Annotated in this window: 14 protein-coding genes; 10 read left to right on the top strand and 4 right to left on the bottom strand. The window is 67.7% G+C overall.

Annotated elements, in window-relative coordinates:
• Window positions 1-81: 81 nt before the first annotated feature.
• From AC1DIX_RS19705 to AC1DIX_RS19715, 3 genes are read left to right on the top strand one after another with little or no spacing between them, the layout of a single operon-like run.
• A complete protein-coding gene (locus AC1DIX_RS19705) occupies window positions 82-282 on the top strand; it encodes a hypothetical protein (RefSeq protein WP_477326691.1) in 201 nt (66 codons plus the stop codon).
• Window positions 279-893: an ABC transporter ATP-binding protein gene (locus tag AC1DIX_RS19710; protein WP_442123303.1), complete on the top strand. Its 615-nt coding sequence runs from the start codon at window positions 279-281 to the stop codon at window positions 891-893. Before AC1DIX_RS19705 ends, AC1DIX_RS19710 begins: the two co-directional genes overlap by 4 nt.
• On the top strand, window positions 890-1,684 hold the full coding sequence (locus AC1DIX_RS19715) for an ABC transporter permease (RefSeq protein WP_477326693.1): 795 nt from the start codon (window positions 890-892) through the stop codon (window positions 1,682-1,684). Before AC1DIX_RS19710 ends, AC1DIX_RS19715 begins: the two co-directional genes overlap by 4 nt.
• Window positions 1,685-1,717: 33 nt before the next feature.
• On the opposite strand, the gene AC1DIX_RS19720 is transcribed toward AC1DIX_RS19715, so the two are convergent.
• Both AC1DIX_RS19720 and AC1DIX_RS19725 read right to left on the bottom strand, forming a co-directional pair.
• On the bottom strand, window positions 1,718-3,109 hold the full coding sequence (locus AC1DIX_RS19720) for a sensor histidine kinase (RefSeq protein ID WP_477326695.1): 1,392 nt from the start codon (window positions 3,107-3,109) through the stop codon (window positions 1,718-1,720).
• A gap of 4 nt (window positions 3,110-3,113) precedes the next feature.
• A complete protein-coding gene (locus tag AC1DIX_RS19725) occupies window positions 3,114-3,785 on the bottom strand; it encodes a response regulator (RefSeq protein WP_442123306.1) in 672 nt (223 codons plus the stop codon).
• 170 nt (window positions 3,786-3,955) lie between these two features.
• Between AC1DIX_RS19725 and AC1DIX_RS19730 the strand changes: the two genes are divergently transcribed.
• From AC1DIX_RS19730 to AC1DIX_RS19745, 4 genes are all read left to right on the top strand, one after another.
• A complete protein-coding gene (locus AC1DIX_RS19730; protein WP_477326697.1) occupies window positions 3,956-5,308 on the top strand; it encodes a porin in 1,353 nt (450 codons plus the stop codon).
• A gap of 92 nt (window positions 5,309-5,400) precedes the next feature.
• The gene (locus AC1DIX_RS19735) at window positions 5,401-6,396 is read left to right on the top strand and encodes an ABC transporter substrate-binding protein (protein ID WP_442123308.1); all 996 of its coding nucleotides are present in this window, start codon (window positions 5,401-5,403) and stop codon (window positions 6,394-6,396) included.
• Complete coding sequence (locus tag AC1DIX_RS19740; protein WP_442123309.1) at window positions 6,396-7,169, top strand: ABC transporter ATP-binding protein; 774 nt, start codon at window positions 6,396-6,398, stop codon at window positions 7,167-7,169. Before AC1DIX_RS19735 ends, AC1DIX_RS19740 begins: the two co-directional genes overlap by 1 nt.
• A 12-nt stretch (window positions 7,170-7,181) precedes the next feature.
• A complete protein-coding gene (locus AC1DIX_RS19745) occupies window positions 7,182-8,045 on the top strand; it encodes an ABC transporter permease (RefSeq protein ID WP_442123310.1) in 864 nt (287 codons plus the stop codon).
• Between the two features lie 36 nt (window positions 8,046-8,081).
• Here the strand turns inward: AC1DIX_RS19745 and AC1DIX_RS19750 are convergent, their stop codons facing one another.
• Window positions 8,082-9,698, bottom strand: a complete 1,617-nt coding sequence (locus tag AC1DIX_RS19750; RefSeq protein ID WP_477326699.1) for a phytoene desaturase family protein — start codon at window positions 9,696-9,698, stop codon at window positions 8,082-8,084.
• A 289-nt stretch (window positions 9,699-9,987) separates the two neighbouring features.
• On the opposite strand from AC1DIX_RS19750, the gene AC1DIX_RS19755 reads away from it, so the two are divergent.
• On the top strand, window positions 9,988-10,161 hold the full coding sequence (locus AC1DIX_RS19755) for a hypothetical protein (protein WP_477326701.1): 174 nt from the start codon (window positions 9,988-9,990) through the stop codon (window positions 10,159-10,161).
• Between the two features lie 25 nt (window positions 10,162-10,186).
• On the opposite strand, the gene AC1DIX_RS19760 is transcribed toward AC1DIX_RS19755, so the two are convergent.
• Window positions 10,187-11,110 (bottom strand): LysR family transcriptional regulator, encoded by a 924-nt coding sequence (locus tag AC1DIX_RS19760; RefSeq protein ID WP_477326703.1) that lies wholly within the window; start codon window positions 11,108-11,110, stop codon window positions 10,187-10,189.
• 124 nt (window positions 11,111-11,234) lie between these two features.
• Between AC1DIX_RS19760 and mdcA the strand changes: the two genes are divergently transcribed.
• Both mdcA and AC1DIX_RS19770 read left to right on the top strand, forming a co-directional pair.
• The gene (mdcA, locus tag AC1DIX_RS19765; RefSeq protein ID WP_477253281.1) at window positions 11,235-12,896 is read left to right on the top strand and encodes a malonate decarboxylase subunit alpha; all 1,662 of its coding nucleotides are present in this window, start codon (window positions 11,235-11,237) and stop codon (window positions 12,894-12,896) included.
• On the top strand, window positions 12,896-13,783 hold the full coding sequence (locus AC1DIX_RS19770) for a triphosphoribosyl-dephospho-CoA synthase (protein WP_477326705.1): 888 nt from the start codon (window positions 12,896-12,898) through the stop codon (window positions 13,781-13,783). Before mdcA ends, AC1DIX_RS19770 begins: the two co-directional genes overlap by 1 nt.
• Window positions 13,784-13,786: the final 3 nt, after the last annotated feature.

Genomic DNA, 13,786 nt, shown 5'->3' on the forward strand with positions numbered 1-13,786 from the left:
TTTCAGGCGGATTGTGTCGCACGCGCCGTCCGTGTTACAACGACCGGGCCGGAACTGGCCGGGCGATCGATGGGAGACAACATGCTGAAGCTGGGGAATATGGAGGGCGAGCGGGTCGAGCGCCTCGGGACGCTGACCGCTCACGTGGTCGAACGGGCGCTGGCGTCGGGACTGAACCGGGGCGAAGCCGTCCTCGCCTTCGGGATCGCGGCCAAGGCCGGACGCCGCCTGAAGTCGGGCATGGAACAGAGCGCCGACGTGCTGCGGGCCTGGCTGCGTTGAGCGCGCCTTCCCCTCTGCTGTGCGTGCGCGGCCTGCGCTCGCACTTCGGCGGCCCCTTCGATTTCGAGGTCCAGGCCGGCGAATGCGTGGCCATCCAGGGACCGTCCGGGGCCGGCAAGAGCGTCCTGCTGCGCATGCTGGCCGACCTCGATCCGCACGAGGGCGAGGCCGTGCTCGACGGCCGCGCCGGCAGCTCGATGCCGGCGCCCGCATGGCGCTCCCAGGTGGTCTACCAGGCCGCCGAGCCGGCGTGGTGGGAAGCCAGCGCCGGCGAGCATTTCGCGCCTGCGCAGCGCGGCTTCGTCGAGGAAGCGATGGCCGCGTTGGGCCTCGCGACAAGCCTGCTCGACACCGAGATCGAGCGCCTGTCCACCGGCGAGCGCCAACGCCTGGCGCTGGTGCGCTCGCTGGCCACGCAGCCGCGCGTGCTGCTGCTGGACGAGCCGACCGCGGCCCTCGATCCGGACTCGGTGGCGCGCGCCGAAAGCCTGCTGGCCGCGCGCCTGAAAGACGGCATGGCGATCCTGATCGTGACCCACTCGGCCGAACAGGCGCGCCGCATGGCGCACCGCATCTTCCGCCTCGAACAGGGAAAGCTGAGGACCCCATGAATGCCATCCACCTGGGCGCCTGGGACCTGCTGGCGGCCGCCCTCCTGATCCTGCTCGACGCCGTCCTGTCGCTGGCGCTGCGCCTCGGCGTACACCGCCAGATCCTGGTCGCGGCGGTGCGGATGGTGGTGCAGCTGGCCATCGTCGGCCTGGTGCTGCGCAGCGTGTTCGCCAGCGCCTCGCCGGCCGCGACCGCCGCCGTGATCCTGTTCATGATCGGCGCCGCCGCGCGCGAAGTGGCGACCCGCCCGAAGCAGCGCCTGAAGCGCCACATGAATTACCAGATCAGCGCGGTGGTGGTCGCCTGCGCCGGCTTCGCGACAGTGCTGCTGGCCCTGACCACGGCGGTGCGGCCCGACCCCTGGTATGCGCCGCGCTATGCGATTCCGCTGATGGGCATCGTGCTGGGCAGCGTGCTGAATGCGGCCTCGCTGGCCCTGGACGGCATCCTCGACGGCGTGGTGCGCGAACGCGGCCGCATCGAGGCGCGGCTGGCGCTGGGCACGCCCTTCCGCGAAGCGATCGGGCCGCTGGTCCGCAACGCCACGCGGCGCGGCATGATCCCGGTGGCGAACCAGATGTCGGCGGCCGGCATCATCACCCTGCCCGGCATCATGACCGGCCAGCTGCTGGCGGGGATGGATCCGATGGAAGCGGTYAAGTACCAGATCCTGCTGATGTTCCTGCTGGCCGGCGCCAGCGGCCTGGCCTCGGTCGGCGCGGCGCTGCTGGCGGTGCGGGTCTTGAGCGACGAGCGCCAGCGCTTGCGGCTGGACCGGCTGCGCGGCTGACCCGGCGCCCGCGCCGCGGTGCGCAAACGGCGGCTAAGCCGGCATGGCCGCCGCCAGGGGCAGCCGCACGTCGACTTGCAGTCCGCTGCCCTGCTCCGGCGTGCCCAGACGGATCTCGCCCTGCAGCGAATCGCAGATCTCCTTGACGATCGAGAGGCCGAGGCCGAAGCTGTTCGGCTTGCCCGGATCGGCACGGTAGAAGCGTTCGAACACGCGCTCGAGATGCGCCGGTGCGATGCCCGGGCCGGTATCGACGATGCGCAGCAGCGCGAATTCGCCGGCCCGCCGTACCTGCACGCTGACCACGCCTGGCCCGTCCATGTACTTGATGGCGTTGTCGATCAGATTGAAGGCGATCTCGCGCAGCAGGTGCGGCGGTGTCGGCAGGGCCAGGCTGGCGTCGGATGCGTCCAGGCCCAGTTCGACGTCATGGCGCTGCGCCAGCGGTGCCAGCTCCTCGATCACCGAGGTCACGATGTCCCCCAGCGTGGTGGCCGGGGACGCGGGAGCACGGGCGGCGTGCTGGCGCCCCTGTTCGATGCTGGCCAGTATCAGGAGCTGGTTGATCACCTTCGCGCCCTGCAGCGTCGTGTTCTGCATCGCGGCCAGCAGCGTCTTCTGTTCGGGCGTCACGCGCTCGTCGCGCATGCCGTAGTTCAGCTGCGAAGTCAGGATTGCGAACGAGGTACGCAGGTGATGCGCCGTACTGGCGACGAAGCGCTCATAGGCGGACAAGGTCTGGTCCAGCCTGACCACATAGCCGTTCAGGGCACCGATGACGGGCAGCAGCTCGCGCGGCACGGCATCGGCGTCGAGTTGCTCGAGCGACCCCGGCTGGCGCTGCGCGACCCGTTCGCTGAATCGCATCAGGGGGCGCAAGATCGAGCGGAAGGCGACGACCAGCGCCGCCAGCACCATCGCCAGCAGTATCAGATGCTCGCGCGCGGTGATCAGGAACAGACGCTTGCGGAATGCCGCATGGCCGCGCATGGTCTGCGCCACCTCGACCGTGATGCGGCCGCCATCCCGCAGTTCCTGGACATAGGCGACGACGCGCACCGCCTGGCCGCGGACCCGGCTCTTGAAATAGATGTCCTGCTCGCCCCGGCCGATTTGGAAGGGCGCGGCCAGCCCGGCATCGCCATCGACCAGGCGGCCGTCCGCGTCCCGCACCGCATAGAACACGCGGTCCTGATTTTCGTCGGCGAACAGCTCGAACGCGGCCGGCGGGACCCCGGCCGGGCTCGCGCCGCCGTCGGCGGCCAGTTGCTCGGCGATGATGCGGGCCGATCCTTTCAGCAACTGGTGCTGGACTTCGGCCGCGACGCGGTCGGCGCTGCGGTAGGTGACCACCAGGTCGATCGCCGAGCAGGCCAGGATCGGCACGAAAACCCATGCCGCCAAGCGCGATTTGAGGCTGTGCATCCGCTCAGCCTTCGACCGCGCTCAGCATGTAGCCAAGGCCGCGCAAGGTAATGATGGCGACACTGCTGCCTTCCAGCTTCTTGCGCAGGCGCACGATATACACCTCGAGCGCCTTCGGCGTGACCATGTCGTTCAGCGGCACCAGGCTGTCGGCCAGGTCGCGCTTCGATACCGTCTTGCCGACCTTGCGCATCAGGGTCTCCAGCACCGCGTGCTCGCGCGGGGTCAGCTGCAGGTTCTGCTCGCGCACGCAGAAGATTTTCGAGTTGCTGTCGTAGCACAGGTTGCCGCAGCGGGAGATCGGGTTGGCCGTGCCGCTGGCGCGTCGCAACAGGCAGCGCAGGCGCGCTTCGAGCTCCTCGATGTCGAAGGGCTTGGCGAGGTAGTCGTCGGCACCCAGGTTCAGGTGCTCGACGATGTCCTGCAGCGAATCCTGGGCGCTGATGATCAGCACCGGCACGCCGTTGTCCTGGCTGCGCAGCCGGCGCAGCAAGGTCTGCCCGCTCAGCAGCGGCAGGGTCAGGTCGAGCAGGATCGCGTCGTAGGTCTGGGTCCGCAGCAGCAGGTCGGCTTCTTCGCCGCTGAAGGCCTGTTCGACCGCATAGCCGGACTGGTTCAGGAGCCGGGTCAGCCAGGCCGACAGGTCGCGATTGTCTTCGGTGAGCAGGAGTTTCATCTTAACAATAATGGCCCTTGCGGCCACGCACATCAAGTGTTGAAGATTACTTTTTAGACAGAAAGTTGATTGTAGGCATTCTGTAGGGTTGACCTCCCTATAGTGGGTTCCGTATGCCTGAAACAACAAAGGCTACAGCCACCCACACCTATAACAACGATGGAGTCCGTATGAAAAAGCTGATGGCAATCGCCGTCCTCGGTACCCTGGGCGTCGCCGCGCAGGCGCAGGCCCAGTCTGTTCAGGAATTGCAGGATGCCTTGTCGAAGGCGCAAAAAGCGGCCGCCGATGCGCAACTGGCGGCAACCCAGGCGCAACAGGCATTGGTGCAAGTGCAGCAGGCCGCGCGCGACGCCCAGGCGTCCGCGGCGGCCGGCGCTGCCACGGCCAAGGACGAGCCCAGCCATCAGGCCGACCCGCTGGGCTCCGCCTCCGCGGGCCCCAGCGGCCTGGTCTACCATCGCGGCGGTGATACCGTGCGCCTGTACGGCTTGATCGACCTGAGCATGAGCCGCCAGACCAATGCCGACGCCGCCGGCCACAGCCAGAACGACATGTCGGTGGCCTGGTTCAGCGGCAACCGCTGGGGTATCGAGGGCGAGCACCTGCTCGCCGATACCGATGGCCTGAAGGCGGTCTTCAAGCTCGAAAGCGAATACGAAATCCCGACCGGCAATATGGACACACCGGGCGTGCTGTTCAACCGCGATGCCTGGCTGGGCTTGCAAAGCCCGACGCTGGGCAAGCTGACCTTCGGCCGCCAGAACACGCTGGCGCGCGAATTCTCGAAGATCTACGGCGACGCCTACGGCAGCGCCGGTGTGACCTATGACGAGGGTGGCTACACCAACAACAACGATTTCAAGCAGTTCATCTTCTACTCGGGCAGCGCCACCGGCACCCGCTACGACAAGGGTATCGTCTGGAAGAAAGCCTACGGCAAGATCATGGCAGGCCTGGCCTACCAGGTCGGCGGCGAGCCGGGCAACAATCGTGAAGCCACGACCAAGTCGGTCGCCCTGGCCTACAACGGCGGCGCCCTGAACGTGTCGGGCTTCTACAACACCGCCGTGGTCAACGACTATACCCACACTTCCTGGTCGATCGGCGGCAACTACAAGATCGGGATGGTGCGCCTGAATACCGGTTACGTCCACTATACGGCCGAACAACCGAAGGCCATCGGTGACCGCCACGACAATGCCTACACAATTTCCGCCAAGTTTGCCCCGGGCGGCCACGTCGACTACGAGCTGGGCTGGCAGACGATGAACGCCACCAACGCCGCCGTCAACGGCGCCGGCTACGTCCTGAACGCGTATGCCGACACCTCGGCCGCCAAGGCCACCGGCACCGGCAAGCGCAAGACCTGGTATGGATCGGTGTTCTACCACTTCGACAAGCGTACCGAACTGTACCTGGCGTCCGACTACCTCAGCACCGACGGCAGCTACAAGGCCGCGCAGGCGCATGGCGCGGACTCGCAGTTCCAGCTCGCCACCGGCTTGCGCTTCCGCTTCTGAGCCGCGGCAAGTACGTATCGACGAGCCGGACGGGCGGCGGCAGAATCGCTGCTGCGCCGTACTGGCCTGACAACAATAAACAAGGAGACTTCATGAACGTTCCGTACAAGACCCTGGCTGCCGTCGCGTTGGCACTGCTGGCCGGGCAGGCAGCCGCCGCCGACAAGATCACCATCATGGTGGGCGGCATGGAAAAGCAGATCTACCTGCCGGCCAAGCTGGCCGAGCAGCTTGGCTACCTGAAGGAAACCGGACTCGACATCGAGCTGCTGAGCGAACCGGCCGGCGTCAACGCCGAGACCGAAATGCTGTCCGGTGCGGCCCAGGGCGTGGTCGGCTTCTACGACCACACGATCGACCTGCAGGCGCGCGGCAAGATGGTGGAATCGGTGGTGCAGTTCAGCCAGGCACCGGGCGAAGTGATCCTGGTGTCGAAGGCGGCGGCGGACCGCATCAAGTCGCCGGCCGACTTCAAGGGCAAGACCCTGGGCGTGACCGGTCTCGGTTCGTCCACCAACTTCCTGACCCAGTACCTGGCTTCGCGCGCCGGCGTGAAATACAGCGAATTCACCACGCTGCCGGTCGGCGCCGGCTCGACCTTCATTGCCGCCATGGCGCAAGGCAAGATCGATGCAGGCATGACCACCGAACCGACCATCGCGCGCCTGGTCTCGACCAATGCGGCCAGCGTTCTGGTCGACCTGCGCAGCCTGAAGAGCACCACGGCGGCGCTGGGCGGCCCGTATCCGGCCGCTTCGCTGTACATGCAGACGTCCTGGGTCAACAGCCACAAGGAGCAGGTGCGGAAAATCGCGGCCGCCTTCGTCAAGACGCTCCGCTACATCAACACCCACAGCGCGAAGGAGATCGCCGACAAGCTGCCGCCCGAATACTATGCGGGCAACAAGCAGCTCTACATCGAGGCGCTCGAAAGCGGCAAGCAGATGTTTACCGCGGACGGCGTGATGCCGGCCGACGGTCCCCCCACCGTCCTGAAGGTGCTGTCCAGCTTCGACAAGGCGGTCGAAGGCAAATCGATCAACCTGGCGGCGACCTATACGACGGAATTCGTGAAAGCAGCCAGGTAATGAGCACTCCCGTCATCGAACTGAATAATGTCGGACGCAGATTCGTCAGCCCGCAGGGCAAGGTCACGCAGGCGCTGCGCGACTTCAGCCTGGACGTGAAGGAAGGCGAGTTCTGCGCCATCGTCGGCCCGACCGGCTGCGGCAAGTCGACCACGCTGGGCATGATCACCGGGCTCAATCCGCCGTCGTCCGGTTCGGTGAAGGTGTTCGGCAAGCCCGTCACCGGCATCGATCCGCGCATCGGCTTCGTGTTCCAGGCCGATGCGGTCTTCCCCTGGAAGAGCGTGCTCGAGAACGTGGCGTGCGGCCCGATCTTCCGCGGCCTCGACCCCGGCGCCGCGCGTGCCAAGGCGGCCGATTGGGTGCGCCGGGTCGGCCTGGAAGGATTCGAGCACCATTATCCGCACCAGCTGTCGGGCGGCATGCGCAAGCGTGTAGCCCTGGCGCAGACCTTCATCAACGAACCGGCCATCCTGCTGATGGACGAACCGTTCTCGGCGCTGGACGTACAGACGCGCGCGATGATGCAGGAAGAGCTGCTCGGCCTGTGGTCGGAACGCAAGGCCTCGGTCGTCTTCGTCACGCACGACATCGACGAGGCGATCACCCTCGCCGACCGGGTGGTGGTGCTCACCAGGGGGCCTGGTTCCGTCAAGAGCGTGTACGAGATTCCCTTGCCGCGTCCGCGCGCGGCGGAAGCGCGTTACACCCCCGAGTTCGTCGCGCTGTCCCGCCAGATCTGGGCCGATCTGAAGGCCGAAGTCAGCATCTAACCGAAGCACATCATGAACACGACAACAACTAGCATGACTTCCGCCCCGCCGGGCACCGAAGAGCGCCATGCCCTGCGGCGCGCACGGAATTACAGGCGCCTGGTGATCGGGCTGCGGGGCGGCCTGGCAGTGGCGACAATCGCGGCCTGGGAAGCCAGCGTCCGGATCGGCTGGCTCGACCCCTTCTTCTTTTCGCAGCCGAGTGCGATCTACGAGCAGTTGCTGGCCTGGTTCACCGAAGGGACGGCGCAGGGCCCGCTGTGGCACGAACTCCTGGTGACGATGGAGGAAACCGTGCTCGGATTCCTGATCGGCAGCGTGCTGGGCATCGTCTGCGGCATTGCCCTGGGCCGCAACAAGCTGGCGGCCGACGTCTTCAGCATCTACATCAAGGTCGCCAACGCGATACCGCGCGTGGTGCTGGGCTCGATCTTCATCATCATGTTCGGCCTGGGCATGGGCTCGAAGGTAGCGCTGGCCGTCGTGATGGTGTTCTTCGTGGTGTTCGGGAACGCTTTCCAGGGCGTACGCGAAGCGGACCGCAACATGATCGCCAACGCCTACATCCTCGGCGCCAGCGCGCGCCAGGTGACCAGCTCGGTGGTTCTGCCCTCGGCGCTGAGCTGGATCCTGGCCAGCCTGCATGTCAGCTTCGGCTTCGCACTGGTCGGCGCCGTGGTCGGCGAATTCCTCGGCGCGCGCCATGGCATCGGTCTGCTGATCTCGACGGCGCAGGGCACGTTCAACGCCGCCGGCGTCTTCGCGGCCATGATCGTCCTGGCGGTAGTGGCGCTGGCGGCCGAGTACCTGCTGACGGCCGTCGAAAACAGGCTGCTGAAGTGGAAACCGCCGCAGTTCGTCGAGATGGGAATGTAGCGGCCCTGGTCCAGGCGGCCAGCCTGCTGCGCGAACTCAGTGGCCGGCGCGGCGCCGGGCCGGGCGCGCCAGGTCCCGCAACACCTCGCGCGCCGCGTTGTGCCCCGGTGCCCCCGTGACGCCGCCGCCCGGATGCGTCCCGGCGCCGCAGGTGTAGAGCCCCTTCACCGGCCCGCGGTAGTCCGCATGGCCCAGCATCGGCCGCGCCGCGAACAGCTGGTCGAGCCCCAGCGCGCCGTGGAAGATGTCGCCGCCCACCAGGCCGAAGGTGCGTTCGAGGTCGAGGGGGCTCATGATCTGGCGGCCCAGCACCGAGCGCCTGAAGTTGGGCGCGTAGCGGTCGACGGTGGCGATCATCAGGTCGGCCACCTGCTCGCGGTGCTGGTCCCAGCTGGCGCCGTCGGGCAGCTGGGGCGCCACGTGCTGGCAGAACAGGCTGGCCACATGCTGGCCGGGCGGCGCCAGGGTCGTGTCGAGGGTCGACGGGATCAGCATTTCGACGATGGGTTCGCGCGCCCAGCCGAGGGCGCGGGCGTCGTGGTAGGCACGCTCCATGTAGTGCAGCGTCGGCGCGATGACGATGCCGCTGGCGTGGTGTCCCGCCATCTGCCGGCCCGGCAGGCAGCTGAAGTCGGGCAGCTCGGACAGCGCCACGTTCAGGCGGAAGGTGCCGGAGCCGCAGCGCCAGGCCTGCATGCGCCGCAAAAAATCGTCCGGCAGCGCGGCGGGGTCGACCAGCCGGGTGTAGAGCAGGCGCGGATTCAGGTTCGACACGACCACGCGCGCATCGAGGCGCTCGCCGGCGGCGGTGACGACGCCGGTGGCGCGGCCCTGGTCCAGCAGGATTTCGCGTACGGCGCAGCCGGTGCGGATCTCGACGCCGCGCGCCTGGGCCGACTTCGCCATCGCCTGGGTGATGGCGCCCATGCCGCCGATCGCATGGCCCCAGGCGCCCTTCTTGCCGTTCACTTCGCCGAACACGTGGTGCAGCAGCACGTAGGCGGATCCCGGCGTGTAGGGACTGGCGTAATTGCCGACCACGCTGTCGAAGCCGTAGGCCGCCTTGATCGGCGCACTCTCGAACCAGCCGTCCAGCACGTCGCCGGCCGATTTGGTGAACAGGTCGAGCAGTTCGCGCTGGGTGGACAGCGGCAGCTTGCGCACCCGGTTGCCGAGCCGTCCCGCCTTGAGCAGTTCCGGCAGCGCGTCCAGCCAGCCGCCCTGCACCCGGTTGGGCGGCGTCTGCAGCACCAGTTCGCGCAGCAGGTCGGCGGCGGCGTCGAGGTGCCGCGCATAGTCGTCGAGGCGTTCGGCGTCGCGCGGCGAGAATTTCGCCACCTCGGCCGCCGTCCTGCCGGCCCCGACCTTCAGGTAGCGCGACTCGTCCAGCGGCAGGAAATTCGAGAGCGGGCGTTCGACCACGCGCAGGCCGTGGCCGCCCAGGTCCATCTCGCGGATCACCTTCGGGTTCAGCAGGGAGACGGTGTAGGACGCGACCGAGTTGCGGAAACCCGGATGGAATTCCTCGGTCACCGCCGCGCCGCCGACCACGCCGCGCTGCTCCAGCACCGTCACCTTCAGCCCGGCGCGCGCCAGGTAAAAGGCGCACACCAGGCCATTGTGGCCGCCTCCGACTACGATCGCATCGCGCATTCTCGCCTCCGTGGCACGCGGGGTCTTGAAAATCCGGCAATGTGGGCTAATATACAGGCTGCTCAGCAGATGGCAAACCACCTACCCGGCCAACATGACCTTCAGTCACGCATTTTCCTCTTCGAGCGGCCTGTCCTTCCAGACGCCGCGTCACCTCGCCCGGCTTCATTAAGCTCGGCAAGGGCCTGTTGCGCCGCTTGCCGAGCTCCAGACAAACAACGTTTCGTGCCGCCCGATCCGTAGGGCGGCTGTCGACTATCGTCCTGCGGGACCGGATGGAGGTAAGCACATGAAGAGTTTTCGTAAGATGCGGCATTTCGACGAGCGCATGCCGTCGATGCGGCGGCCACTGGGATACCGCTCCCTGAACGACCTGCTGGCGCGCCGGCGCCGCATACGCAAGCGCATCGGCGTGGCGGTGGCCATGTTCCTGTCGATCGGGCTGTTCCTGGTCGAATTCTGATCACGGCGCAGCGGCAGCGCGCCGCTCAGCCGGACGGCAGATCGTCCCTGCGCGTCCCGTACATCCGGCATTCGGCCGCCAGCGCCAGCAGGTTGGGGTCGCGCTCGCGCGAACGCGACAGCAGCAAGGTGATGGTCTGGCGCGAGCCGTAGCGGGCGTCCAGCGGGATCAGGTCGATGCGGCTGCTGAAGCCGGCCACGCGGCCGGGCAGCAGGCTGTAGCCCATGCCGCCGCCGACCAGGTTAATCAGCGAGAAGATGTCGCCGACCCGCATGATGGTCTCGGGCACGTAGCCGGCCTGCTGGAAGGCGTGGTCGAAGCTGTCCGAGGTGACGAAACCGCCGCCCAGGGTGATGAATTTTTCGCCGCGCAGCTCGCGCAGGTCGACGTAGTCGCGGCCGGCGTAGGGCGATTCGCGCGGCGCCGCCAGGTGGACCTCGTCGTCGAACAGCGGCACCGCCAGCAGCTGCGGATCCTCGACCGGGGCCTGCAGGCCGATCACGATGGCGTCCAGCTTCCCTTCCGTCAGGCTGCGCAGCAGTTCCTGGTTCGAGCCCAGGGTCAGGTCGATCTGCAAGTCCGGACGGCGCATCTTCAGGCCCATCAGCAGTTGCGGCACGCAGCGCAGGGTCAGCGAATACAGCGAACCGATCTTCATCCGGCTGCCGGCCACCCCGGCCAATTCCCGCGCCCTGCGGATGCCCTCCTCGGTTTCCTCGACCGCGCGCTGGGCGTGGCGGGCGAAGACGAAGGCGGTCGGCAGCGGCACCAGGTTGCGGCCTTCGCGGCCGAACAGCGGGCAGTGCAGGCCCTCCTCGAGCGAATGCAGGGCGCGGTGCACGCTGACCGTGCTCTGGCCCAGCGCTTCCGCCACCTTGGCTAAGCTGTGCAGGCGCATGAAGGCCAGGAAGACCTCGAGCTTCTTGAGGGTGATTTCGTCGTCGATCATGGCTGCAAGCTTAGCGCAAATCGTTAACCTGAGAGTAAACGTTCGTTATGCATGTTGATTGAAACGCCAGCCCGGCCTCCCTATGCTGGGACCAGACCCTCAAATTCGAATGCAAGGAGACACCATGGGAAGCATAGCCCCTCAGCCGCGGCAGTGGGACACGCGGCGCCAGGAAAAGCAGCGCCGGATGGCCAGGGTGGCCCACCTGGCCGACGGCCCGGTGCTGCAGAGCAGCCGCCTGGTGGAGGCGCTGGAACAGCTGGTCGTCAGCGGCGACCGCGTGGTCCTCGAAGGAAATAACCAGAAACAGGCCGATTTCCTGGCGCGCAGCCTGGTACAGGTCGACCCCGGCCGGGTCAGCAGGCTGCACATGATCATGCCGAGCGTGAGCCTGCCGGAACACCTCGACCTGTTCGAGCGCGGCATCGCCAGCAAGCTCGATTTCGCCTTTGCCGGTCCGCAGAGCCTGCGCATCTCGCAGTTCCTGCAGGAGGGCACGCTGCAGGTGGGCGCCCTGCACACCTACGTCGAACTCTACGCCCGTCTTTACGTCGACCTGGCGCCGAACGTCGTGATGGTGGCCGGCTACAAGGCCGACCGCGCCGGCAACCTGTACACCGGCCCCAGCACCGAGGACACGCCGGCGCTGGTCGAAGCGGCCGCCTTCCGCGACGGCATCGTGATCGCCCAGGTGAACGAGATCGTCGACGATCCCAAGGACCTGCCGCGGGTCGACATCCCCGGTTCCTGGATCGACTTCGTGGTCCAGTCGGACAAGCCCTTCTACATCGAACCGCTGTTCACGCGCGACCCGCGCCTGATCAAGCCGGTGCACATCCTGATGGCGATGATGGCGATCCGCGGGGTCTACGAGCGCCACCAGGTGCAGTCGCTGAACCACGGGATCGGCTTCAACACGGCGGCGATCGAACTGCTGCTGCCGACCTATGGCGAACAGCTCGGCCTGAAGGGCAAGATCTGCCGCAACTGGACCTTGAACCCGCATCCGACCCTGATCCCGGCCATCGAATCCGGCTGGGTCGAGAGCGTGCACTGCTTCGGCGCGGAACTCGGCATGGAAGCCTACACGGCGGCCCGGCCCGACATCTTCTTTACCGGCCGCGACGGCTCGATGCGCTCGAACCGCGCCTTCTGCCAGCTGGCCGGCCAGTACGCGGTCGACCTGTTCATCGGCTCGACCCTGCAGATGGACGGTCTCGGCAACTCCTCGACCGTCACCCACGGCCGCCTGACCGGCTTCGGCGGCGCGCCGAACATGGGCCACGACCCGCACGGCCGCCGCCACGCGACCCCGGCCTGGCTCGACCTCGTCGAAACCGACGATCCCCTCGCGCGCGGCAAGAAACTGGTCGTGCAGATGGTCGAGACCTTCCAGGACGGCAGCGCGCCGACCATCGTCGAGTCGCTGGATGCGGTGGAGGTCGGCAAGGACTGCGGCATGCCGCTGGCGCCGGTGATGATCTACGGCGACGACGTCACCCACGTGCTGACCGAGGAAGGCATCGCCTACCTGTACAAGGCGCGCTCGCTGGAAGAGCGCAAGGCGATGCTGGCGGCGGTGGCCGGCGTCACGCCGATCGGACTGCGCCACGATCCGAAGCAGACCGCCCGCATGCGCGAGCAGGGCCTGATCGCCCTGCCCGAGGACTTGAAAGTGCAGCGCAGCCAGGCCACCCGCTCGCTGCTGGCGGCCAAGAGCATCGCCGAGCTGGTCGACTGGTCCGGCGGCCTTTACGATCCGCCGGCCAAGTTCAGGAGCTGGTAATGACGGCGCTTAATCCATTGCGGCAGCATGGCGCGGCCGGTCTGGCGGACGGCTTGGCCAAGCGCTTGGCCGAGCTGGCCGTCGACGCCCTGGTCGACGAAGCCATGCTGACCCCGAAACCCGGCCTGGTGGACATGCGCGGCAGCGGCGCCCACAGCGACCTCACCTGGCTGCTGATGTGCCGCTCGGCTAACGCCCTGCGGCCGGCCTTCCTGCGGATGGCGCAAGCAGGTGCGGCGATCCCGGACGCGACGGCGCTGCGCCGCGAGATCGGCGCCATCGGCCGCGAAGCGGAAGACCTGATGATGGCGGCCACCGGCGGCGTGAATACCCACCGCGGCGCGATCTGGGCACTGGGCCTGCTGGTCACCGCAGCCGCGCGCCACCAGGGCAAGGCGGACGCCGCGGCGATCGCCGGCGGCGCCGGCCTGCTGGCCCGCATCGTCGATCCGGACGCGCCGGCCAGCACCGGCAACAAGGGCGAGCTGGCCTGCCGCGAACACGGCGTCGGCGGCGCGCGCGGCCAGGCGAGAGCCGGCTTCCCGTCCGTGGTGCGACAGGCGCTGCCGATGCTGCAGCTGGCGCGCGCACGCGGCGACAGCGAAGCCCAGGCGCGCGTGAACGCCCTGCTGGCCGTGATGGCCCGGCTGGACGACACCTGCCTGCTGGCGCGCGGCGGCCGCAAGGCCCTGGACGCCACCCAGGCCGGGGCGCGACGCGTGCTGGCGCTGGGCGGCATCGGCACGCCGAACGGTCGCAAGGCCCTGCGCGCCCTGGAGACGCGCATGCGCCTGCTGCACGTGTCGCCGGGCGGCGCCGCCGACCTGCTGGCGGCGGCGCTGCTGCTCGACCGCATCGAAACAGAACAGTCGCAAGGAGACGCGTAGATC

The organism is Massilia sp. 05N420 (genome assembly GCF_056397205.1).